18 protein-coding genes are annotated in these 22608 nt (G+C 65.0%); 9 read left to right on the top strand and 9 right to left on the bottom strand.

Translation table 11 applies throughout. The features are described from left to right. Positions 1-17: 17 nt before the first annotated feature. The 4 genes from J2W68_RS12000 to J2W68_RS11985 all read left to right on the top strand — a co-directional run bounded on the left by J2W68_RS12000 (position 18) and on the right by J2W68_RS11985 (position 4311). The gene (locus J2W68_RS12000) at positions 18-1412 is read left to right on the top strand and encodes a DcaP family trimeric outer membrane transporter (protein WP_430539726.1); all 1395 of its coding nucleotides are present in this window, start codon (positions 18-20) and stop codon (positions 1410-1412) included. 203 nt (positions 1413-1615) lie between these two features. Then, a complete protein-coding gene (locus J2W68_RS11995; RefSeq protein ID WP_101926248.1) occupies positions 1616-1873 on the top strand; it encodes a DUF4212 domain-containing protein in 258 nt (85 codons plus the stop codon). A 9-nt stretch (positions 1874-1882) separates the two neighbouring features. After that, positions 1883-3655, top strand: a complete 1773-nt coding sequence (locus J2W68_RS11990) for a sodium:solute symporter family protein (RefSeq protein WP_310236197.1) — start codon at positions 1883-1885, stop codon at positions 3653-3655. Between the two features lie 137 nt (positions 3656-3792). Further along, positions 3793-4311, top strand: a complete 519-nt coding sequence (locus tag J2W68_RS11985; RefSeq protein ID WP_310236196.1) for a hypothetical protein — start codon at positions 3793-3795, stop codon at positions 4309-4311. 12 nt (positions 4312-4323) lie between these two features. Here J2W68_RS11985 and J2W68_RS11980 read toward each other — a convergent pair whose 3' ends face one another. From J2W68_RS11980 to J2W68_RS11965, 4 genes are all read right to left on the bottom strand, one after another. Beyond that, positions 4324-4611 (bottom strand): hypothetical protein, encoded by a 288-nt coding sequence (locus J2W68_RS11980; protein WP_310236194.1) that lies wholly within the window; start codon positions 4609-4611, stop codon positions 4324-4326. A gap of 118 nt (positions 4612-4729) precedes the next feature. Beyond that, positions 4730-5185 (bottom strand): hypothetical protein, encoded by a 456-nt coding sequence (locus tag J2W68_RS11975; RefSeq protein ID WP_310236192.1) that lies wholly within the window; start codon positions 5183-5185, stop codon positions 4730-4732. Between the two features lie 319 nt (positions 5186-5504). Beyond that, positions 5505-5870, bottom strand: a complete 366-nt coding sequence (locus J2W68_RS11970; protein ID WP_430539725.1) for an EF-hand domain-containing protein — start codon at positions 5868-5870, stop codon at positions 5505-5507. A gap of 14 nt (positions 5871-5884) precedes the next feature. Continuing rightward, positions 5885-7093 carry a DesA family fatty acid desaturase gene (locus J2W68_RS11965; RefSeq protein ID WP_310236190.1) on the bottom strand — a complete coding sequence of 403 codons (1209 nt, stop codon included), beginning with the start codon at positions 7091-7093 and terminating at the stop codon, positions 5885-5887. A gap of 141 nt (positions 7094-7234) precedes the next feature. On the opposite strand from J2W68_RS11965, the gene J2W68_RS11960 reads away from it, so the two are divergent. Together J2W68_RS11960 and J2W68_RS11955 are read left to right on the top strand one after the other, a co-directional pair. After that, complete coding sequence (locus J2W68_RS11960) at positions 7235-8050, top strand: ABC transporter ATP-binding protein (RefSeq protein ID WP_310236188.1); 816 nt, start codon at positions 7235-7237, stop codon at positions 8048-8050. Positions 8051-8183: 133 nt separating this feature from the next. Beyond that, complete coding sequence (locus J2W68_RS11955) at positions 8184-10235, top strand: sodium-translocating pyrophosphatase (protein ID WP_310236187.1); 2052 nt, start codon at positions 8184-8186, stop codon at positions 10233-10235. 246 nt (positions 10236-10481) lie between these two features. Here the strand turns inward: J2W68_RS11955 and J2W68_RS11950 are convergent, their stop codons facing one another. Beyond that, positions 10482-11018, bottom strand: coding sequence for a hypothetical protein (locus J2W68_RS11950; RefSeq protein WP_310236185.1), 537 nt, complete (start codon positions 11016-11018; stop codon positions 10482-10484). 264 nt (positions 11019-11282) lie between these two features. Further along, a complete protein-coding gene (locus tag J2W68_RS11945; RefSeq protein ID WP_310236183.1) occupies positions 11283-12842 on the bottom strand; it encodes a M91 family zinc metallopeptidase in 1560 nt (519 codons plus the stop codon). A 193-nt stretch (positions 12843-13035) separates the two neighbouring features. Here J2W68_RS11945 and ppa point away from each other — a divergent pair, with 193 nt between their 5' ends. Then, on the top strand, positions 13036-13566 hold the full coding sequence (gene ppa, locus J2W68_RS11940; protein WP_310236181.1) for an inorganic diphosphatase: 531 nt from the start codon (positions 13036-13038) through the stop codon (positions 13564-13566). A gap of 127 nt (positions 13567-13693) precedes the next feature. Next, the gene (locus J2W68_RS11935) at positions 13694-14803 is read left to right on the top strand and encodes an HDOD domain-containing protein (protein WP_310236179.1); all 1110 of its coding nucleotides are present in this window, start codon (positions 13694-13696) and stop codon (positions 14801-14803) included. A 455-nt stretch (positions 14804-15258) separates the two neighbouring features. On the opposite strand, the gene J2W68_RS11930 is transcribed toward J2W68_RS11935, so the two are convergent. From J2W68_RS11930 to J2W68_RS11920, 3 genes are all read right to left on the bottom strand, one after another. After that, positions 15259-18186, bottom strand: coding sequence for a TonB-dependent receptor plug domain-containing protein (locus J2W68_RS11930; protein ID WP_310236177.1), 2928 nt, complete (start codon positions 18184-18186; stop codon positions 15259-15261). 165 nt (positions 18187-18351) lie between these two features. Beyond that, on the bottom strand, positions 18352-19221 hold the full coding sequence (locus J2W68_RS11925; protein ID WP_310236308.1) for a helix-turn-helix domain-containing protein: 870 nt from the start codon (positions 19219-19221) through the stop codon (positions 18352-18354). A gap of 112 nt (positions 19222-19333) precedes the next feature. Next, positions 19334-21649 carry a winged helix-turn-helix domain-containing protein gene (locus tag J2W68_RS11920; RefSeq protein WP_310236175.1) on the bottom strand — a complete coding sequence of 772 codons (2316 nt, stop codon included), beginning with the start codon at positions 21647-21649 and terminating at the stop codon, positions 19334-19336. A gap of 200 nt (positions 21650-21849) precedes the next feature. Between J2W68_RS11920 and J2W68_RS11915 the strand changes: the two genes are divergently transcribed. Next, a complete protein-coding gene (locus J2W68_RS11915) occupies positions 21850-22602 on the top strand; it encodes an RNase A-like domain-containing protein (protein WP_310236173.1) in 753 nt (250 codons plus the stop codon). The last annotated feature ends 6 nt before the right edge of the window (positions 22603-22608 follow it).

Below are 22608 nucleotides of genomic sequence, written 5' to 3'. Positions count from 1 at the left end.
GACCCGTGGGAGGGGAACTGATGAACCAGATGACCAAGGCGCGTCCGCGCCTGCTGGCTGCCGCCGTGCTTGCCGCGCTCACCCTGCCCGGCGCTGCGTTCGCGCAGACCGCCAAGGAACGTGAGCTCGAAGCTCGCGTCGCCCAGCTCGAGGCCATGGTCCAGCAGCTGGTGACGCAACAGCAGCAGACCGACACCGTCGTGACCGAAGTGCGGACTGCGCAGGCGGCCCAGCCCGTCGCGCCGGCCGTGGCCACCGGCACCGGCGCGGCCGCGCCGATCCAGGCAACGACGATCACACCGGGCGCCAATCCGGGCACCAAGTTCACCGTCGGCGGCATGATCCGCACCGATGGCCTGGTCACCAAGACCACCGACGGCGACATTGCCAAGGGCACCGCGGGCCGCGATTTCTACGTGCCCGGCGCGATCCCGGTCGGCGGCGACGGTCCGGACACCTATTCCGATGCGCACCTGAAGTTCTCGCGCCTGTGGTTCGACGCCAGCACGGTGCTCGATTCCGGCGACAAGCTCGGCGCGCGCGTCGAACTCGACTTCTTCGGCGGCGCGCTCGGCAACTCGGCGGCGACCAACACCTACGGCGCGACGCTGCGCCACGCCTACCTGACCTACAACAACTGGCTGGTCGGCCAGACCTGGTCGAACTTCATGGACACCAACGCGCTGCTCGACGCGGTCGACTTCGTCGGCCCGACCGATGCGGTGGTGTTCGTGCGCCAGCCGCAGCTGCGCTACACCAACGGCCCATGGGCGATCTCGGTCGAAAGCCCGGAGACCACGGTGCAGCCCTTCGGCGGTGCGGGTGGCCCTGCGCCAGCACGCGTCATCGCTGGCGACAACAGCGCGATTCCCGACGTCATCGCCCGCTACACCCACAAGGGCGACTGGGGCCATGTCAGCTTCGCCGGCATGGCGCGCCAGCTGAAGTACGAACCCGTCGCCGGCGCCGAGAGCACCGACACCGGCTACGGCGCGACGGTCAGCGGCCTGGTCAAGCTCGGCGAGAGCACCGACATCCGCTACCAGGTCAGCGGCGGCGACGGCATCGGCCGCTACATCGGTCTGGCCACGATCCAGCAGGACGCCATGATCGATTCGGCCGGCAACCTCGACGCGCTGGGTGGCTGGGCCGGTTATGTCGGCCTGCGCCAGGTATTCACCCCCGCGGTCCGCGGCAACCTGTTCTACGCGCAGTCGCAGTGGGACAACGACACGGCGTGGACGGGGCTGGGCGTGACCCGCAAGGTGCATTCGGTGCACGCCAACGTGATCTGGTCGCCGGTGCCGAAGCTGGACTTCGGCGTCGAGGCGATCTGGGGCGAGCGCACGCTCGAATCCGGCGCCGACGGCGAGCTGATGCGTCTGCACACGATGGCCCGCTACTCGTTCTGACGTGACCCATGGCGCCGGCGATCGCCGGCGTCATCCACGCCGCATCGCATGACGATGTCACGGGTGTAACGCCCGGAGACAGTCGCAGTCGACGTTACAGACACACCGGGGAAGCGACGCATGTCCACGACGACACCTGCATATGAAATACCGCAACCGCATCGAACCGACGGCTCCACATCCCGACCGAGGAGGGACGGCACATGCTAGACAAGACCGCAAGTAACTACTGGAAGGCCAACCTCAAAATCATCTTCATCTGCATGGGGATCTGGGCGCTGGTGTCGTACGGATTCGGCATCCTCCTGCGCCCGCTGCTCAGCGGCATCCGCATCGGGGGCACGGATCTCGGCTTCTGGTTCGCGCAGCAGGGTTCGATCCTGTCCTTCATCGCGATCATCGTTTTCTACACCTGGTACATGAACCGGCTCGATCGCGAGTACGACGTGGACGAGAAATAAGGGGCCGCCATGGATCAGTTCACTCTCAACCTCATCTTCGTCGGCGGCTCGTTCCTGGTTTACATCGGCATCGCGATCTGGGCACGCGCCGCGTCCACATCCGAGTTCTACGCAGCCGGCCGCAGCGTCCACCCGGTCACCAACGGCATGGCGATCGCTGCTGACTGGATGTCGGCGGCCTCTTTCATCTCGATGGCGGGCCTGATCGCCTTCGTCGGCTACGGCAACTCCGCCTATCTGATGGGCTGGACCGGTGGCTACGTGCTGCTGGCGATGCTGCTGGCACCGTACCTGCGCAAGTTCGGCCGTTTCACCGTGCCCGACTTCATCGGCGACCGTTACTACAGCCGCACGGCCCGTCTGGTGGCGGTGGCATCGCTTCTGATGATTTCGATCACCTACGTGATCGGGCAGATGACCGGCGCCGGCGTGGCGTTCTCGCGCTTCCTTGAGGTCGACACCAACACCGGTCTGCTGATCGCATCGGGCGTGGTGTTCGTGTACGCCGTACTGGGCGGCATGAAGGGCATCACCTACACCCAGGTGGCGCAGTACATCGTGCTGATCATCGCCTACACCATCCCGGCGGTGTTCATCTCGATGCAGCTGACCGGCAATGCGATCCCGCAGCTGGGCCTGTTCTCCACCCACACCGAATCGGGCATGCCGCTGCTGGCCAGGCTCGACCAGATCCTGGTGGACCTGGGCTTCAACGATTACACCGGCCTGCACGACTCCACCCTCAACATGACGCTCTTCACGCTGTCGCTGATGATCGGCACCGCGGGCCTGCCGCACGTGATCATCCGCTTCTTCACCGTGCCCAAGGTGTCCGATGCCCGCAAGTCGGCGGGCTGGGCGCTGGTGTTCATCGCCCTGCTCTACACCGTGGCCCCGGCCGTGGGCGCGATGGCGCGTCTGAACATCATGACGACGATCTACCCCGAAGGCACCCAGGCGCCGTCGCTTTCCTATGACGCGCGCCCGGACTGGATGCACAACTGGGAGAAGACCGGCCTGCTGGCGTTCGAGGACAAGAACGGCGACGGCATGATCCAGTCCTACAACGAAGCCAGCCCCGAGTTTGCAGCGGTGGCGGCCGAGCGCGGCTGGCAGGGCAACGAGATGGTCACCTTCAACCAGGACATCCTGGTGCTGGCGAATCCGGAGATCGCAGGCTTGCCCGGCTGGGTGATCGCTCTGATCGCGGCCGGTGGCCTGGCAGCGGCGCTGTCGACGGCGGCGGGTCTGCTGCTGGCGATCTCGTCGGCAGTGAGTCATGACCTGATCAAACGCACGTTCAAGCCTGACATCAGCGACAAGGGCGAGCTTCTGGCCGCACGCGTCTCGATGGCAGTGGCGATCGTGGTGGCCACCTGGCTGGGCATGAATCCGCCCGGATTCGCGGCCCAGACCGTGGCGTTCGCGTTCGGACTCGCGGCAAGCTCGCTGTTCCCGGCGATCATGATGGGCATCTTCTCCAAGAAGATGAACTCCACCGGCGCGGTGGTGGGCATGGTGGTCGGTCTGGCGTCCACCAGCGTGTACCTGTTCACCTATAAGGGCTGGTTCTTCATCCCGGGCACGAACATGCTCGCCGACTCGCCTGATAACTGGCTGTTCGGCATCTCGCCGCTGGGCTTCGGCGCGATCGGCGCGCTGCTGAACTTCATCGCCGCCTACATCACGATGAAGATGACCGCACCGGTGCCGGCGCACATCGAGCACATGGTCGAAGACATCCGCGTTCCGCGCGGTGCAGGCGCGGCGATCGATCACTGACCGCAATGCGATCCTGACGTGACGCGGCCCGCCCCTCCGGGGGCGGGCCGTTTCGTTTCCGGGCCTGCGCCATGCGTGCGCACCCGGGACTGTTCGATAATCGTGGGCGCCTTCGCCCGTTGCCGGAAACGTCTTCCATGCTGCTCGAATTCATTGCCATCATCTCCGGGGGCCTCGGGCTCGCCGGCATCGCCATGATGCTCAACTTCCTCGTCGGCAAACGCCTGCCGGGCTGGACGGTGCCCGCCGCTGCCGGCGCAGGCATGCTGGCGATGGCGATCTGGCTTGAGTACTCGTGGCTCGAACGCACGACCTCGGCGTATCCCGACGGCATCGTGATTGCCTCGACCAACCAGACCCGCTCCTGGTATCGCCCGTGGACCTACGTCGTCCCGCTGACCAATCGCCTGATCGCGATCGACCAGCGCTTCGACAAGCGCAATCCCGCCCATCCGGACATGGTGCTCACCAACGTGCTGCTGGCCGGTCGCTGGCAACCCACGCGGCAGTTCGGCGCGATGTTCGACTGCGCCGGGCACCGCCGCGCCGACCTGCTCGACCAAGTGGTGTTCTCCGACGATGGCGCGCTGGCGAACGCCAACTGGCAATCACTCGATGAGAACGACCCGGTGCTGCGCGCGGCCTGTGGCCGCTGACCTGCAATCGCCTCAGGCCGCAGGATCCCTGGTGAGTGCGTCGGCGATGAAATCCACGAAGGCGCGAATCCGCGAGGACACGCCGGAAATGCGGTCGTACACCGCATGCACCGGTTGGTAGACGTTGCGCGTGTCGTCGACGAGCAGAGACCAGGCGTGTCGTCTGGCACGTCCTATTTCGTCGAGAACGGCGAAGCCTCGTATGCGGAACTTGGCGTGGCGATCGCAACCCGAATCGGGCTCGGCCCGGTTGAATCGTGGACCGTCGACCAGGCCGCGCAGGTCTGGGGCGAAGGTCACGCGCGTTATTCGTTCGGCTCCAACAGCCGCGTCCGCGGCAAGCGCTTACGTCGCGAACTCGGCTGGGCTGGATCGAACGGGAATGCCGCTGGCATGAAACGGATGCGACAGGGCGCGATCAGAGTGCGCCCGGCGCGGCCTGCTGCTGCGCTGCGACGCGCAGCGCGCGCCAGACCAGCCAGATGAAGACGACGAACGCAGTGAAGGGATAGCCCGCTGCAAGGGTCGCCACCAGTCGCGCAACGATGGGATCGTCGATGCCGTGCGCAGCCCACAGCATCAGCAGGTCTGCGACGACGACGAGCGAGCCCATCGTCAGCACGACCCCGCGCGCGACTAACGATACCAACGTATGCGACAGATGCCAGGCCGGCAGCACGAACAACAGCGACAGTCCTGCGGCCCACGGCGCCGCCGCATCCAGCAATGCCCGCGACTGCGCGGCATCGCCGGGATGACGCCAGTGGCCCCAGAACGGACTCAAGAGCCCGATCAGGTTCATCAGCACCACGGTGGCGAGCAGCGCGACCAGGAACCAGCCGACGGCGCGGCGCAGGTGCACGAGATGCGTCATGTCTTCTTCCCTGAAGCGGATCCGATCGATCACCGTCCGAGGATAGCAACGCCAGCTCCGGCCACGTGGACGCCGCGACGACATCGCGCAGACGTTCGTTCGTAAGTGGATCGAGCGAAGCGGAACCACGCCGAAGTTTGGCCGGGCACAGGTGTATCCGGGGCGAGAACGCCGCGTCAGACGGGCATCAATGCATCCACGCCGTGCGAATTGAGAACCGCACGTCCCAATCATGGCTGGCGATGCGCGGCTTGCTCGACCTGCCCCGCCTACAACGCGTTCTGCAGCGCGCCCCGACCCGATCCACTGCAGGACGCGGCTACTTCTGCGGCGGCGCCGCGAGCTCGCGCGCGTCGAGATAACCGTCGCGGTTAGTGTCCTGCCGGTTGAACGTCGCCGCGAGCTTGGCCATGTGTTCGGACAGCGTCACCGGCCGCCCTTTGCCGCCCGGAAGCTCATCGGCCGTCAGCACGCCATCGCCGTTACGGTCCATGTGGTCGAAGCCGTAACGCATCCACGCCTGGTACTCGGCGAGTGAGACGCGGCCATCTCCGTCGGTGTCCATGTGGTCGAGATACTCGACCGTGCGCGTGACCTGCGCACCGGCGCCCGTCGTGACGACAATCGCGAACAGCGCGCATGCGGCGCGGCCGATCCGTTGCCGGACCGGCCTTTCTGTCGCGATCACGGCGCGCGGTTTCAGGCGTGCGCGCTCTGCAGCGAATACCCCTTGAGCCTGGCCGAATACTCCTGCAGCGCGCGGATCCCACTCGCCTCGGCTTCGCGGCACCACGCCTGCAGGTTCTGCAATGCATCGCTGGCGTTCTGCGAACGCGCTTCGAGCAGCGCCGTCAGGCGTGCGCGATGCTCGACCAGCGTGCGGATGCGCGGTCGCTGCTCGACCCACTGCTGCAACTCCTGACGCGCATCGGGTTGCAACCACCGGCCATCGTCGACCAGGCCCTTGCGCAGCTGACGCGGCAACAGCTTGCGCAGCCGCGCACCTGCCGCCTGCGCTTCCTCGCGCAACGCCGGCTTGAGCACGTTGCGCTGGTAGTCGGTCATCGCCTGGAAACGATGCGCGAGCAGGGCGCGCATGGTGTCGGTATCTGGCACGTGGATGTTGGGACGGATGTCGAGCGACGGCGCGACGCGCAGCACCTTCGCCAGACGCACCGATTCCAGACCTTTGATGACCGCCCAGCCGATGTCGAACTCCCACTTGCGCAGCGCGAACTTCGCCGAGCTGGGGAACGCATGATGGTTATTGTGCAGCTCTTCGCCACCGATCCACACGCCCCACGGGGTGAGGTTGGTCGCGGTGTCGGTGGTCTCGAAATTGCGGTAGCCCCACCAGTGGCCGAGGCCGTTGACGACGCCCGCTGCCCAGAACGGAATCCACGCCATCTGGATCGCCCACACCGCGATGCCCTTGAAGCCGAACAGCGCGAAGCTGACGAACAGCAGCAGGGTCGGGCCGAAGGTCGCCCACGGCGTATAGAGCTTGCGCTCGATCCAGTCGTTGGGCGCGCCCTTGCCGTACTGCTCGATGTCGGCGCGCATACCGCGCGCCTCGCGATACAGCTCCACGCCCTGCCAGAACACGGTCTTGATGCCCTTGAAGCGCGGGCTGTGCGGATCGTCCTCGGTCTCGCACTTGGCGTGGTGCTTGCGATGGATCGCCACCCACTCGCGCGTGATCATCGACGTGGTCAACCACGTCCAGAACCGGAAGAAGTGTGCGATCACCGGATGGAAATCCACGCCGCGATGCGCCTGGCTGCGATGCAGATACAGGGTGACGGCGAAGATCGTCAACTGCGTGGCGACCAGCAGATAGACCAGCATCGCGACCCAGCCGAACTGCAGCAGGCCACCGGACAGGAACTCGAGAATCGTAGAGGACATGAGCGCGTCGAAAAGTCGTGGACCCATGCATCATGGCGGCATCCCCACCCCCTTTCCATCCCTCCGACCACGTATGGACGCCCCCACGATTCAGACTCACCCCGCAGCTCGCATTCATGCAACGGCGCGGCGCGCATCGGCATGAATCGAAGTCGAGCCTGCCTGCTCGAGCTGGACCGCGCAACGGTGCGGCGCGATGGGCACGTGGTCCTGGATGCGCTTGATCTGACGATTCCCATGGGTCGACATACCGCGATCCTCGGCGCAAACGGCAGCGGCAAATCCACATTGATCCAGCTGCTGACCCGCGAACTGCATCCGTTGGCGCATGAAGACGGCCGCGCACCGGTGTGCGTGCTGGGTCGGCACCTGTGGGACGTGCGCGATCTGCGAGGCCGTCTCGGTATCGTGACCCAGCGACTGCACGAAGACCTGCGCAGCCTGCCGTCGTTGACCGTGCACGCGGTGGTCGTCGGCGCGACGCTGGGCGCGATCGCCGACGGCAATGCGGTGGATCCCATGCTGCATAGGCGGGCACTCGCGGCGCTGCAGCAGATGCAGACGGTGCATCTCGCCGAGCGTCGCTACGCCACTCTCTCGGCAGGCGAAGCGCGGCGTGTGTTGCTGGCGCGTGCGCTGTTCCACGCACCGGTCGCACTTCTGCTCGACGAGCCCTCGAGCGGACTCGATGTCGTCGCGCGCGCCCGCCTGATGACGCAGATCGGCAGGATCGCACGCGCCGGCACCACGCTGGTGCTGGTCACGCATCACCTCGAAGAACTGGTCCCCGAGATCGGCCACGTGGTCCTGCTGCGTGCGGGCCGCGTGCTCGCCGATGGACCACGCGACGTCGTTTTGACCGACGCCCTGCTGTCGCAGACCTTCGATACGCCAGTGCATATACGCAACGACGCCGACGGCATGCTATCGCTGACGATCGCTGGCCAGGCCTCTTGAGCAACCGCTGACGACGCTCGCGGCGAGGCGCGCCTCTGCCGGCATGCCGCCCCCCACGGGCTGTGCGATAGTCGGCGCGCATCACCGCATCACCGCTGTCCGTCTTGGCATACCGACTCTGGGAGGGGTTTCCATGCTCGAGCAACACGGTTTATGGCTGGCACTGGGTTGTGCCGCCATCGCGATTCTCTACGGCGTGATTTCCGCCAGCTGGATCAACCGGCAACCTGCCGGCAACGCACGGATGCAGGAGATCGCAGGCGCGATCCAGGAAGGCGCCCGCGCATACCTCAATCGACAATATCTGACGATCTCGATCGTCGGCGCCGTGCTGTTCGTACTGATCGGTGTATTCCTGGGCTGGGCCACCGGCATCGGCTTCCTGCTCGGCGCGGTGCTGTCCGGCGCGGCGGGCTATATCGGCATGAACGTGTCGGTGAAGGCCAACGTGCGCACAGCGGAAGCCGCGCGTCGCGGGATCGGTCCGGCAATGGATGTCGCGTTCCGCGGCGGCGCGATCACCGGCATGCTGGTCGTCGGCCTGGGGCTGCTCGGCGTGGCCGGGTACTGGATGCTGCTGCCGCGCTTCGGCATCGCAAACGAAGCCGCGCTGCATGCGCTGGTGGGCCTGGCCTTCGGCAGTTCCTTGATCTCGATCTTCGCGCGCCTGGGCGGCGGCATCTTCACCAAGGGCGCCGATGTCGGCGCGGACCTGGTGGGCAAGGTCGAAGCCGGTATTCCCGAAGACGACCCGCGCAACCCGGCGGTGATTGCCGACAACGTCGGCGACAACGTCGGCGACTGCGCGGGCATGGCGGCGGATCTGTTCGAGACCTACGCGGTGACCGTGATCGCGACGATGCTGCTCGGCTTCCTGATGGCGTCGACCGTCGGCGCGAACGGCGTGCTGTATCCGCTGGTGCTCGGTGGCGCGTCGATCCTGGCGTCGATCGTCGGCACGTTCTTCGTCAAGGTGAAGGAAGGCGGTTCGATCATGGGGGCGCTGTACAAAGGCGTCATCGTCTCGGGCGTGATCGCCGCCGCATTGTTCTGGCCAATCACCCAGCAGCTGATGGCCGACAACGTGCACGGCGCGACCAACCTCTACTGGTGCGCGCTGATCGGACTGGTGCTGACCGGCGCGATCGTCTGGATCACCGAGTACTACACCGGCACGCAGTACGCACCGGTGCGTCACATCGCGCAGGCATCGACGACCGGCCACGGCACCAACATCATCGCCGGCCTCGGCGTGTCGATGAAGTCGACCGCGATGCCGGTAATCGCGGTCTGTTTCGCGATCTGGGCGTGCTTCTCGTTCGCGGGCCTGTACGGCATCGCGATCGCGGCGACGGCGATGCTGTCGATGGCCGGCATGATCGTCGCGCTCGACGCGTATGGGCCGATCACCGACAACGCCGGCGGCATCGCCGAGATGGCGGAACTGCCGTCGGAAGTCCGCGATGTCACCGATCCGCTCGACGCGGTGGGCAACACGACCAAGGCAGTGACGAAGGGGTACGCGATCGGCTCGGCCGCGCTCGCAGCGCTGGTGCTGTTCGCCGACTTCACCCACAACCTCGAAGCGAAGTACCCGGGCACCGAGTTCCGCTTCGATCTCGCGGATCCCGCGGTCATCATCGGCCTCTTCATCGGCGGCCTGATTCCCTACCTGTTCGGCGCGATGGCGATGGAAGCAGTGGGTCGGGCGGCCGGTGCAGTCGTCGAGGAGGTCCGTCGCCAGTTCCGCGAGATTCCCGGGATCATGGCCGGTACCGCGAAGCCCGACTACTCGCGCGCCGTCGACATGCTGACCAAATCGGCGATCAAGGAAATGATCGTGCCCTCGCTGCTGCCGGTGCTGGTACCGGTCGTCGTCGCGCTCGGCATGAACGCCCTGATGGGACCGGGCGCCGGCATCCGCGCGCTCGGCGGCCTGCTGATCGGCACCATCGTCACCGGCCTGTTCGTCGCGATTTCGATGACGACCGGCGGCGGCGCCTGGGACAACGCGAAGAAGTACATCGAGGACGGCCACTTCGGCGGCAAGGGCAGCGAAGCGCACAAGGCTGCAGTGACCGGCGACACCGTCGGCGATCCCTACAAGGACACCGCGGGGCCGGCGATCAATCCCTTGATCAAGATCATCAATATCGTCGCGTTGCTTCTGGTGCCGCTGCTCTAACTGAGCGCCTCACTTCGCAGTGCATCTGGCCCCTCTCCTTCGGGAGAGGGGTTGGGGGCTGCCGCAGATGCCGCACCAGACAAGCACGCGTGGTTCCCGAACCTTGCGTCCATTGATCGATGCACCGATGGGTGCCGCTGCGCTCTACCCATCCTACGAAGCCTGAGCCGGAATCATCGCCGGCGATCGGCGGCGATGCACGCAGGTATGCGTCGGGAACGTCACAGTTCCATTTCTCTCACGCACCTATCTCTCGAACGTCCCGTTCGCCATGTCGAACCACGGCGTACACAGCACCTGCTGGTCGTCGGCATAGCCGAAGTCGGCCTGCCAGACCTCTACGTCGCCACTGTCGTCGGACGAGAACAGACGCGCATCGTCCGCGATGCCGATGCCGACGCACCATTGCACCAGCGCTGGCGTCGACGCGAACCAGTTGGAAAAGCCGAAGCTGGCATCGACATGCGCGCCCGGCGCGATGCGACGTGCGAGCGGCGTCGGCGGGACGGTCGGTGCAGGCGTCGGCAGCGCACGCGCAACATGCGAAAGCGTCGCGCGCATGCCGGCATGCTCGCGCAGTGCCGGCACACCGACAGCGCCGGATGGCTGGCGACGCGTCAGCACGGCGTGGCGATCGCCGCGGTCGAAGACGACCAGCGGCACCGTGCCGGTGTTCCGGATGCGGTAGTCGACGCGCACGCCCTCGCCTTCGCGCGCGAGCACCGCTTCCAGTGCAACACCTTTGCCATCGACGTGGGCACGCGCGGAATCGCTGGGGAGCATCGCAGACCTCGAAACATCACGTGGTGCATCGCTGGACACCGCTGGCGCCGGCAGCAAGACACAGGCGAGGCATGCGACGGCAACGGCGCTTCGCATCACAGCATTGTCCTGCTGATGTGAGAGTAGCGCGCGGACGACAGCACGCGGATGGTGATTCGTCGGCACGGCGACTCCTGGAGACAAGTCGTGAGGGCTGCTACAGGCGCCTCAATAGACAAAGGGCGGTGCACGCATGCACCGCCCCGTGCGGTTGCCGCATATCTATCAGAGCGCGTAGCTCGGACGGTCGGGCATGCCCAGTTCGCGACGGATGCCGTTCTCGGTCAGATGGATCGGGTTGTGGGTGATCGGACCGCTACCATCGAAATCATACGGCGTGGCGCTGCTCTCCAGTCCCACAGCCTGTCGCTCGGCGTTGGGCACGCGGCCATTGTCCGGTCCCTCACCGCGATACGTGCCCTGCAGGAAGGTGCCGTTGACACCGTTGTAGGCATGCGACATCTCGTGGAACAGGACCACCGACGGCGCCGGGAACGCGTCCATGTGGAAGGACGGGTTGTAGCTGATGGTCACGTCACCGCCGGCGCCCGCGCGGCCATTGATGATGTCGGCATCATTGCTGAAGGTCTGGGCGTAGCCGTTGTCCTCGTTCGACAGCTCCTGGATCGTCACGGTGTTGCCCTTCGCCTCGGCCGCCTTGTCGAACTCGGCCATCATCTGCTGCCCGTTCGGCGAAGCGCGCAGGAAATCCAGCTCGGACTGCATGCGCTGCACGAAAGCTTCGGAGCCCTGCACGCGCACGCCGCGATCGCCCACGGTGTTGTCGATCTCGACATTGACCACGGTCGGGCGTGCACCCGTCGCCGCGTTGACGATGTTACTGACCTCCGAGTAGACGGTAGTCTGCGCGTTCGCGCCCTCGATCGTGTCGCCACCCGCGCCGGCATAGACCGTCGTGCGGCCCTCGCCGACATTGACCACGTCATCGCCGCCGCCAGCCGAGAGGATGTCGAATGTGCCGCCTCCGTTGATCACGTCGGCGCCCCGCCCGCCTTCGATGTAGTTGGTGCCGGAGCCTGCGTGGATGGTGTCACTGCCGTCGCCGCCGTAGATCACGTTGACGCCGCTGCCGCCGAAGATCTCGTTGGTGCCCCCGATGGTGTGGATGTCGTTGCGGCCGTCGCCCGTCGCACGGATGGTGTCGTCGCCATCGCCGCTGCTGATGCGGTTGTCGCCGTCGCCCTCCACGTTGATGTCGTTGTTGCCGTCACCGGCATCGACCACGACGTTGACCTTGACGTTCGGCGCCACCTGGATGGTGTCGTTGCCGGGGCCGGTGCGCAGGGTGAGTTCCTGGCCCTCGGCCAGACGGACTTCGTAGCTTTCGCCGTTGACGGAGACATCCAGCGTGCCGTCATCGCGCTGGGTGACGCCGACGTCGTCGTCGCCGGTGCCGGTGGTGAACACCACCTGGTCGCGGCTGATGTAGCCCTGTGCCTGAGTGCGTTCGCGGGTGACGTCCACCTGGGCATCGCTGTGCAGCGGATCAATCGCGATCGGCTTGCCGTCGGGCGTGCTGCTGGTGGTGCGGCCGGTGGTGTTGTTGCTGCCGCCGTCGATGCCGATCGCGCCGTTGGGCGCACGCTCAGGCGCATCGAGTGTGGACACCTCCGGGCCTTCTCCCAGCCCCACGGGGTCGGCATGGTCGTCAACGCCGCCCGCGGCAGGACCCTCGTGGTCATGGGTATGCGTTGGGGCCAGCGGATTTTGCCAGTAGCCTTGCGCGGCGGTGGCGGTCGGGGACAACGAATCGAGCGTGGTCATCGGAACGGGCCTGCGTCAGCGAAAGTCGGAGTCCATATGTACGCCCCCGTATGGCCTGACCATACTGGGGCGTACCCTTGGTCCAACGCGCCCTTCGCCGTTGCATCGGAAACCATCTCCTCGACCACCGCTGCGCCGCAACATGGTTGGCCGTAAAATGGCGGTTCTTATCGACCACTGGAAGTGCATCGCTATGGGCCTGGGCTCCGTCTCCACCGGCAAGAACCCGCCGGACGAAATCAACGTCATCATCGAAATCCCCAAGGACGCCGAGCCGGTCAAATACGAGGTGGACAAGGAAAGCGGCGCGATCTTCGTCGACCGTATCCTCTCCACGCCGATGCGCTACCCCTGCAACTACGGCTACGTTCCGAACACCGTCTGCGGCGATGGCGACCCGGCCGACGTGCTGGTCGTGCTGCCGCTGCCGTTGATCCCCGGCTCGGTCATCCGCTGCCGCCCGGTCGGCGTGCTGAAGATGACCGACGAGGCGGGCAGCGATGAGAAGATTCTCGCCGTGCCGATCGACAAGGTGTTTGGCGGCTACGCCCACGTCGACGATCTCGACAAGGTGTCGGCCCATTGGCTCGAGCGCATCGGCCACTTCTTCGAGCACTACAAGGATCTCGAGAAGGGCAAGTGGGTGAAGATCAGCGGCTGGGGCGATGCAGCCGAAGCCAAGGCGCTGCTCAACGACGCGATCGCGGCCTACGCGGCCGAATAAGCGTCGCGATTGCGTCGCCGCTGTCACAGTTTGCGCCACGCCGCCGATACCCGCGCGGCGTGGTTGCTACTCTCGTCACGAGCCGACCCCAGCCAACGGGGGCCGCGGCGATCAGGGGATTTCTACCGTGCGTATTTTGTTCGTGGGCGGCGAAGACAGCCTGCCATCCGACCTCGTCTCTCTCGTATCCGACATGGATGACAGCTGGCAGGTCCAGCGCGCCGCCGACGGCATGGCCGCCACGGCCTTGATCACCGACGCGCCGCAGGATGTCGTGGTGGTCGCACCGACACTGCCGGACATGCCTGTCGCCACGCTGCTCGGTCAGATCCGCACGCTGCGCCCTGAAACCTCGCGCATTGCCGTCTTCGGGGGTCAACCGCCCGCGCGCGTGCTGTCGCTGGCGCACCGTTTCCTGCCGCTGCCGGTGGGCGAGGCCCAATTGCTGGAAGCCATCGGGAGCCTGGAGGAACTGCGCGAGCTGCTCGACAACCCGGACCTGCGCGAACGCATCGGCAAGATCGAGAAGCTCCCGTCACCGCCGCAGACCTATCTGGCGCTGGCGCACGCACTCGAATCCGACGAAGACAGCAACGCCAACGACGTCGCGCAGCTGATCGCGGGTGATCCTGCGATCGCCGCGAAGGTCCTGCAGTTGTGCAACTCGGCGTACTTCTCCGCCGGGCGCACCATCACCGACCTGCGTTCGGCGGTCACCCGGCTGGGCATGGCGACGATGCGTGACCTGGTGCTCGCCAGCGAAGTCTTTGCAAGCCCTGCGCGCAGCGATCTAGACCGCCCGGCGATGCAGCAGCGCGCGCTTCTGGCCTCGCAGCTCGCCCGCCGCATGTTGCCCGACTCCAGTGCGGAGCTCGGCGCCACCGCTGCCCTGCTCGCCGACATTGGCCTGCTCCTGCCGGGTGTGCGCGACGAACGCGCACCCATCGAAACGCAGCTGGCCGATGCGCCGGGCCACACCGAGGCCGGCGCCTATCTGCTCGGTCTCTGGGGTTTGCCGATGCCGATCATCGAGGCCGTGGCGTTCCAGCGTGATCCGGTCCGCGCGGGTACACGCAGCTTCTGGATCACAGGCGCGGTCCATGTCGCGACCGCGCTTGCCGCAGGTGAAGCCATCCGCGAGGACTATCTCCAGCACACCGGCGTTCTCGACAAGCTCGCCGGCTGGCGCGCGCATGCCGAGCGCCTGCGGGGTGTCGAAGAGGCGCCGGCGGCCTGACGGGAGTTTCGCTCCCGCTGCATTGCGCGCGAGGCGCCGCACGCTCGATATTCGATTTGCATGGGCTGAGGGCCGGATAAAAGCGCTCGACGAAGACCGCAACATCGAGATCGAACACGCAGTTGTACGGCGCGACAGCGCTCGCCACATCGATGTGGGGTTCTTGACGGTCCGGGCGCACCGGGCATGCGGTTGCGCATCAATGCAGTTAGCCGCGTGGAACACCGCGACTTTTCCACGGTTTGGTCGGGTTGAAGCTGTAGCGCTTTTGCATACCGTCAGGCGGTCAACTGATGAAAAGGCTTGAGTCGCTGAGACCGCGAAGTGCCGAAATAGATAAGGCCGCCCTTGGGCGGCCTTTTTTGTGGTGTAGATCAAGCTCTTGCTGAGAGCGTAGCCACAAAAAACTACGGCCCCTGTCGGGGCCGTAGCGGATCACGCATGACTTCGATGGATCAGAAGCGCTGCTGGTACTTCATGTAGACCATGCGGCCGATGTCGAAGCCGCCGTAGTACGAGTACTGGCTGTTCGGCTGCGAGTACAGCACCTGACCCTGGCGATCAAACACGTTGTTCGCACCTACCGAGATCGTGGCATTCCACGGAGCGCGGTAGCGCACCTGCACGTCGTTAAACGTATTGGAGCCCGTCTGATTTAGCGGCTGCGCGCCAGTATCCGGTGCGATGTGGTTCGGCAGACTGCACTCAGGACCACCGGTGAAGTCATACGCGCAGTTCTCCTTGATGCTCGAGAAATAACGCATGCCCCAGGTGGCACCGAAGTCGCCGTAGTCCCACGTCATCTGCAGGTTCGAGCGGATCCGGAAGTTGCCGCCGAAGCCGGTGTAGACCTGCGTCGGGTTCGCGCCGGTGTCATCGACCTGCTCGTTGAGGAACGAGGTGTAGGTGGTCTGCCAGTTCACGCCGAAACGGCCGTAGGCGGTCTCGGGCAGACGATAGTTCACCGCCAGGTCGTAGCCCTCGGTCTCAAGCCAACCGGAGTTCAGCATGCCCCACTGCGCATCGACGATTTCGCCGGTGGCCGCGTCGCGCGTGAAGTTGTCGCAACGCGACGCGATGCCGCGCTGGTAGCAATCGTCGAGGATCAGCGTCAGCGCATCCGAGCGGATCGACTGTTCGATTCGCACGTTCCACCAGTCGAGCGAGATGTCGAGGCCTTCGACGTAGCTCGGGCTGTACACGATACCCAAGGTCTTGGTGACCGCGGTCTCCGGGAGCAGCTCCGGATTGGCACCCGTCATGAACATCGCATTGGACTGCGAGTCAGGCTCGGTAGCCGGGCGGCCGCCCTGCTGAATCTGGCGGTAGCCAGCGGGAATCGAGGCATCTGCAGCACAACGCGCTGCCGTACCGGCGTTGACGGTCGCATTACCGAAAAGCGTGTCACAAGGATCGGTGTAGTACTCGTACGTGCCCGCAAGACCACCGTACAGATCACCGATCACCGGCGCGCGGAAACCCTCGCCGTAGTTACCGCGAACCAGGACCTCATCGATCGGCTTCCAGGTGAAGCCACCCTTGAGGTTCGTCGTATCACCGAAGGTGCTGTAGTCGGAATAACGACCTGCAACATTGAAGGTCAGTTCTTGGGCGAACGGCACATCCGAGATGATCGGAATGTTGAGCTCGAGGTATGCCTCGTTAAGATCGTACTGACCTTGGGTCAGGCCAGCCGCGTTGGAGGTCGTGGTGCCGTTCTGCATCATCGCGTCCGGGGAGTAGAGCGCCGATTCCTTGCGATGTTCGATACCGGCAGCGAAGCCGAGCGGACCGGCCGGAAGTTCAACGATCAGGCCCGAGATATCGGCAGAGAAGACCTGCGTTTCGGATTCCGACAACGACTGGTTGCGCGAGAACAGGAAGTTCTGGACATCCTGGTCGGAGAGCGTGTTCGCTCCACCTTCACCAAAGTTGCCGAGCGGGTTCCAAGGCGTGCACTGGCCGGGGCTGACGCCGAGGGCAATCGGATTGGCTGCTGTACCACACTGCACCACACCATCCGCATTCAAGAACGACGGCCCCAGGGCGGCGGCCGTATTAATCAGGTTGAAGTCGCCATAGCCGACCTTCGAACCTTCGTTCTTGTTGTACATGTAGCCGACGCTCCAATCGAAGAAGCGTTCGCCCACTTCGAATGCGCCCTCGAATGCTGCCGAGAAGCGATAGGTCGTCAACTTGTTGTTGGTGACGCGTGGCACTTCCCAGCCCCGGCGGAAGAACTCGGTGTCCTGCGGGGTCGCGAAGTCACTCTGGTTCCCCAGCGGATTGTAGTAGCTGTCGACGCTAAGAGGCGTCCCCCAGGCTTCGCTCTGGTAGGGGTAGCCCGCGACCTGAACCTCGGTCTCGCGGCTGTTGTACAGCGCGTCGGCGACAAAGGAGACGTTGTCGGTGAAGTCAAAGCGGCCTTGCATGTACGCCGAACGACGCTCCATGCCGCTCTTGAGCATCATCTGCTCGTTCGAGTTCGCCGTGTCGTTGCCATCGGTCTCATGGAAGTCGCCGAAGTCACGCGAGTTGCCACCGCGATCCAGCGTGTAGAGGGTATCGGTGATCGGCTCGCCATCATCGTCATAACCGATGATGTACGCGGGACCATTGGAAATGGTGCCCCACTGGCTGACCACGCTGCTGCCGGAGGTTGGATGGAACGGGCCACGGCCGGTGCGGCTATACGCGCGGTCCTTCGCCCAGACCGGATCTTCCTTCGAGTACTGGGCGCTGAAGAGCAGTGAGCTCCGCTCGCCAGTGGAACCGATGGTGAAGTCACCACTGGTGACCGCGCCGTCACCCTGGCTGTTCTGACCGTAATACGCGTTGGCTTCTGCACCGTCGAAGTTCTTGCGCGTGATGATGTTGACCACGCCGGCGATCGCGTCGGAACCATAGATGGTTGACGCGCCGTCCTTCAAGATTTCGATCCGCTCCACGATGGACGACGGAATCGAAGCGACGTCCTGCAGACCTTCTGCGTTCATGCCGAGGCGCCTGCCGTCGAGCAGGATCAGCGTGCGGCTAGGGCCAAGGTTGCGAAGATCAATGTACGAGCCGCCGGCACTCTCATTGGATGCGAGCACCGACGAGCGACTGAACGACGGGCTGCCAGCGGCCGAAATGTTCTGCAGAATATCGGAGACGGACTGGAAGCCCTGCTCTTCGATCTGCGCGCGATTCATGATGAAAACGGGCTGCGCAGTTTCGGTTTCGACCGAACGGATGCGCGAGCCGGTGACCTGGATACGGTCGAGTTCAGTGGTGCCGCTCGCGGACTGCTCCTGCGCGAACGTGACCACTGGGACCACAGCCGCGAGGATCGCGGCCGGCAGCAGGGCCTTCCGCAGTGCGGGAGTGCGAAGGTTCTTCAAAGTTCTCTCTCCAGAGTGTGTGCGTTACTGAGGCGTTAAAACGCCATCGGCACGTTACGTCTGGAACGACCTCCACTGCCTTGCTGGTGCCACTCGCTGCCTGTGCCGAATCTGGCGTTTAAGCGTTTACTCGCTTCGGTAGGCGACGCCTGTCACGGCTTGATGTTAAGCCGAGGCGTACGCTTCGTTGGTTGTCAGCCCGCTGGATCGGCGCTGGTTGCTCCGATACCGGCTTGCCGGAACGCCGTGATGGCTCTTGAACGCACGCGCAAAGCTGCAGCAGTTGTCGAAGCCGCTCGCGGCCGCCACCTCGCCCACCATCATGGAAGTGGTACGCAGCAACTGCGCCGCGCGTTCCAGACGCAGGCGCACTGACAACGCTTGCGGACTTTCGTCGTAGAGCGCGTGGAAAGCCTTGGAGAAGTACCAGCTGGAGAAGCTGGTGAGGTCGGCCAGTTCGCTGATCCGGACCACACGGTCAGCGTTGCCCTCTAGATACAGGCGCGCACGCTGCATACGGCCGAACACCTGCCGTTTGCGGCTACGCGAGCGTCCAGGGCAGCGCCGCACGCGCGCAGCGAGATCGCGCTGGACATGGGCAAGCTGCAACAACAGAGGACGCACTGAAAGTGCATCGCCATCGGCTTGGGCGGCCTCGCGCCACAGGCGCAACAGCGTGCGTACCTCACGCGTTGGCAAGCGTCCACGCCCTGCATACAGACTGCCGTCACTCAATGCCTGCAGGGCGTCGAGCGCGCTGGCATCCAGCGCGACGCCGATGCAGAGACCCTGCGGCCCGCTCTGGAACAGAGGCGAGGATTCCTTCTCGAACGCCATCCAGTCACCTCGACGCATCCGGAAGCGACCTTCGCGTGACTCGATCCAGCCATCACCGCGCACCTGGATCCAAAGATTGAACACCGGTGCCGAGACCTGCACCCCGCCCAGTCGGGATGTTCCGATGCATTGCGCGGTCTGCTCCAGACTTTCGAATGCAAGCATCTGACCACGCACAGCCCAAAGACAGTTCGACATCCGGCACCCTGTTCGCTTTCTGGAAGCGACCGTTGTGACGGGTTGGCGCTGCAATTGCCTGAAATAGCGCCTAGACTTTGCCGAAATCGTGGCGAAAGAACTTCCGAAGAACTTACGATATTTTTTTTCTGATGGATATCAACCACTTCAGAAGCGAATCTTGTTGCGACCTGTCTTCTGGAAGGCGCATGAATCCGATCCCACTGCCGTCTTCTGATGCAAGAGAGACGTAAGAGGAGGTGCCGTCGAACGAGAAACCGTTGGTGGCGCTCCGAGTAACCGGGTCGATGCATTCTTCGCCATCCGCGGCCAATCGATCGTTTTCGATCCGGTAACGTGACAACCGCGTCCAACAGGCAGGGGTAGCGTCGAGATAGGCAATACGGCCGTCAGGGGCCAGCGACCAGCCACGATAGCGCCAGCGCGAAGGCACCTTTTCACTCAGGCGTGTGATGCCGGCTTCCTCCAGCGTGGGCGATGCCTCCCAGAGTCCGTTGGCATCGAGGCGCGTGTAAAGCACACGCCCGCGCGCGTGGTCGAACTGCGCCTGCGACACGCCCTCAATATGCCCCTGTGGTTCCCAGGTCGCACGCGCATAGGCGACCAAGGAGGTACCACCGAGCTCGCGCTCCTCCTCAACCACGAACAAGGTGCCTTCGGGGCCGTAAACCGCTTGCGCCGGGCGGCTGCCCGGCACGTCGAGCTTGACGATGCGGCCGCTTGCAGGCTCGACCTCCAGGATCATGGGCGCGTTGAAAGCATCCAGCCCTGTTACCAGAAAACTCCGACCATCTGGAGACCACGAAGGCGCCTGCCGAGTGTCGGGCCGGACACCCTCAATGGGCCGTAGCGAGTCAGGCGCACCAAGCCGCGCCCACCACAGCTCGAAGCGTCCAGCCCGATCGGATGTGAACACCATCTGCTCGCCATCCGGCGCCAATGTCGGCTGCGAGTCGCGACCATAGGAGGTGAACAGGCGATCCCATTCGCCGCTTGACCAGTCGACCCGGTAGATGCCGAACTGCGGCCGCCTGTGCACGAAGGCCATCATGCCGGTGCGCGCCGATACAGACGGCATCTGCGCATCCTCGATGCCCAGATCGACGACCGCCCCGCTGTCGATGTCGGCGCGATAGAGACGTGCTTCGCTATCGACCCGCAGGCCGAACACCATCGCCTTGCCATCTGGCGCCCAGGACCAGCCGCGCATTTCGGCATTCAGGCGCGTCACCTGTTCAGGGGTACCGCCCTCGACCGGCACGCGCCACAGGTCACCCATCTGCGGATTGCGGATAAAGCCGATCCACCGACCGTCCGGTGAGACCTGCGGCGCAAAGTCGATGTCGCCCGGCGCGCCCGCATAGTCCAGATTGCGCCAGCGACCACCGACCGGATCGAGGATACGCAGACGCGTCTTGCTTCCGTCACCTGTCATCGTGCCAAACAGCAGACCGCTGCCGTTGGGCAGCCAGTCGAAGCTCAACAGATCGCTTGCATCGCAGCGCGCGATTTCACGCTCGTCGCCAACCCCGTTCGCAGAGATCAGCAGCACGCGACAGGCGCCGTCAATTTCCCAGCGCGCGAATGCGATTTCGCGGCCGTCGGGAGACCAGGCCGGGAGATCGTCGACCGCGCCCGGCGGCGGGCGAGACAGCGGGCGCGGCGCCGCGCTCGACGTGGTCTGCACGAGTATCGCCGACTGCTGGACCGTGTTGCCGGTACCCGATGCGGAATAGGCCACCATGGATGCATCGGGCGACAGGGAAGGCGACAGCGCGAAGCCGGTCGCACTGGTAATGAGTCGATAAGGCCGGCTGACCGGCGCGGGACCTGGAGCACCTTCGGCGGACTGGTTCAGAAACTCCGCCGACCCCCATGTGACCCAGAGTCCACCCACAACCAGCGAAAAGAGCGCCAGCACCGCCGTGACGAGCAGCCATAGACCGCGCTGCACGATGATGGCGTTGCGAGGGCGCCCTGCGGGCTCCGGCGACTTGGAGGCCGCCCCCACCGCTGCAAAAGCAGGGTCGGTCGTCAATCCTCCGGCAGCCGGCATCACCGGCGCCGGATCGGATGCCAGCACCTCGACCGGCACGTTGAGCCGATAGCCGCCCTTGGCGATCGTCTCAATGTATCGCTTGCCCGCCTCAGGCCCCGCTGTTCCGGCGCCAAACGCCTTGCGCAGCTGGGTAATGGCTTGCGTCAGCACGTCGTCGGTCGGCAAGGTGTCGCGCCATACCTCGGCAAGCAACTCGTTGCGGCCGGCCACGGTGCCGGGCACGCGCGCCAGCATCCGCAGCACGCCGATCGCCTTCGGCGTAACACGGCGGGAGCCGCGCGCGCCGGGCATCAGGATCTCGCGCGTGGCGAGGTCAACCGTGCCATCGCCCACGCGAAGACGCAGGGGCGTCGGCACGTCGGAGGGCATCGGATCTGACATCTGGGCACCAACAGGCAGGCGGCGAGGTTAGCCAAGGCAGGCTGAATGAAGTGCAGCCTGACGCCGGATTGCGCATAGCGCCCGTGGCACAGGTCATGGCAATCATCCCGACCTCGGGTCAGCCCGAGGCTGTTCTCAAGCCGGCGCCCGTCTAGTGTCACGCGCTCCCATGACAGGACACCGCGCTGATGGATGCAATCGCGACCCACGTCTCCACCGCGCCGGGGCCATCCACCAGCGCTGAGCAAAGCCCCCCGCTCGGCAGCCAGGCTGCGACACGGGACGCGATCGACCGCCACATCTCCGCTCGGCTCGATGCCGGCGACATTGAGGGCTTTCTCGCCGAGACGGGAGATGCGTTGGCATTGGCCGAGCGCAGCCCGGTATTCGCCGACGAGCTCTCGCCGATGTTCGGGAACATCCGCGACGCGCTCGCCGCGTTGCCCTCGCAATCGCTGTCCCGCGTCGAGCAGGATGCGGTGGAGGCCACGGTCGCCAGGATCGAAACATGGCTTGACGATGTCGGATCGCCGGAAGGCCCCGGCACCCCCACAGAAGTGCCCGGTGGGGGCCTTGAGGCCCACGAGGATGTCGGTGGACATCTGATCGAGCGGCATGTGGGCAAGAGCGAGCAGTGGCTGCTCGATCGGGTGAGCCGCGAGAACATCAGTGCCGCGTCGAGCTTTCGCGACCTACCGGAAGCCGAGCGCTTCGTCTCCGCCACGATTGCCGATCACCAGTCCCGCGTGGACGCCTGGGCAGACGGAAGTGCTGGCAACCGCCTCGTCATCGACACCACCTTCGATGCCAGCACCGGCATCTCGGTCAGCCGTGGCGACACCCGCGCGGTCGACGTGTTCTCCGTTCGCCTGGTCCTGGAGCGTTCGAACCAGCTCGATATCGGCTATAGAATCGTCACCGGATATCCGAACAAGCCTTGACGAGTG

Origin of the sequence: Luteimonas terrae, assembly GCF_031457535.1 — a bacterium.
Classification (GTDB): Bacteria; Pseudomonadota; Gammaproteobacteria; order Xanthomonadales; family Xanthomonadaceae; genus Luteimonas; species Luteimonas terrae_A.
This window is presented reverse-complemented; position numbering and strand designations above follow the sequence as displayed.

Bases quoted from the DNA above. Each gene is read 5' to 3' on its own strand.
- J2W68_RS11920 (WP_310236175.1), bottom strand. From the start codon at position 21,649: ATGCCCTCCGACGTGCCGACGCCCCTGCGTCTTCGCGTGGGCGATGGC.
- J2W68_RS11985 (WP_310236196.1), top strand. From the start codon at position 3,793: ATGCTGCTCGAATTCATTGCCATCATCTCCGGGGGCCTCGGGCTCGCC.
- J2W68_RS11965 (WP_310236190.1), bottom strand. From the start codon at position 7,093: ATGTCCTCTACGATTCTCGAGTTCCTGTCCGGTGGCCTGCTGCAGTTC.
- J2W68_RS11990 (WP_310236197.1), top strand. From the start codon at position 1,883: ATGGATCAGTTCACTCTCAACCTCATCTTCGTCGGCGGCTCGTTCCTG.
- J2W68_RS11950 (WP_310236185.1), bottom strand. From the start codon at position 11,018: ATGCTCCCCAGCGATTCCGCGCGTGCCCACGTCGATGGCAAAGGTGTT.
- J2W68_RS11975 (WP_310236192.1), bottom strand. From the start codon at position 5,185: ATGACGCATCTCGTGCACCTGCGCCGCGCCGTCGGCTGGTTCCTGGTC.
- J2W68_RS11955 (WP_310236187.1), top strand. From the start codon at position 8,184: ATGCTCGAGCAACACGGTTTATGGCTGGCACTGGGTTGTGCCGCCATC.
- J2W68_RS11945 (WP_310236183.1), bottom strand. From the start codon at position 12,842: ATGACCACGCTCGATTCGTTGTCCCCGACCGCCACCGCCGCGCAAGGC.
- J2W68_RS11995 (WP_101926248.1), top strand. From the start codon at position 1,616: ATGCTAGACAAGACCGCAAGTAACTACTGGAAGGCCAACCTCAAAATC.
- J2W68_RS11960 (WP_310236188.1), top strand. From the start codon at position 7,235: ATGAATCGAAGTCGAGCCTGCCTGCTCGAGCTGGACCGCGCAACGGTG.
- J2W68_RS11915 (WP_310236173.1), top strand. From the start codon at position 21,850: ATGGATGCAATCGCGACCCACGTCTCCACCGCGCCGGGGCCATCCACC.
- J2W68_RS11925 (WP_310236308.1), bottom strand. From the start codon at position 19,221: ATGTCGAACTGTCTTTGGGCTGTGCGTGGTCAGATGCTTGCATTCGAA.
- ppa (WP_310236181.1), top strand. From the start codon at position 13,036: ATGGGCCTGGGCTCCGTCTCCACCGGCAAGAACCCGCCGGACGAAATC.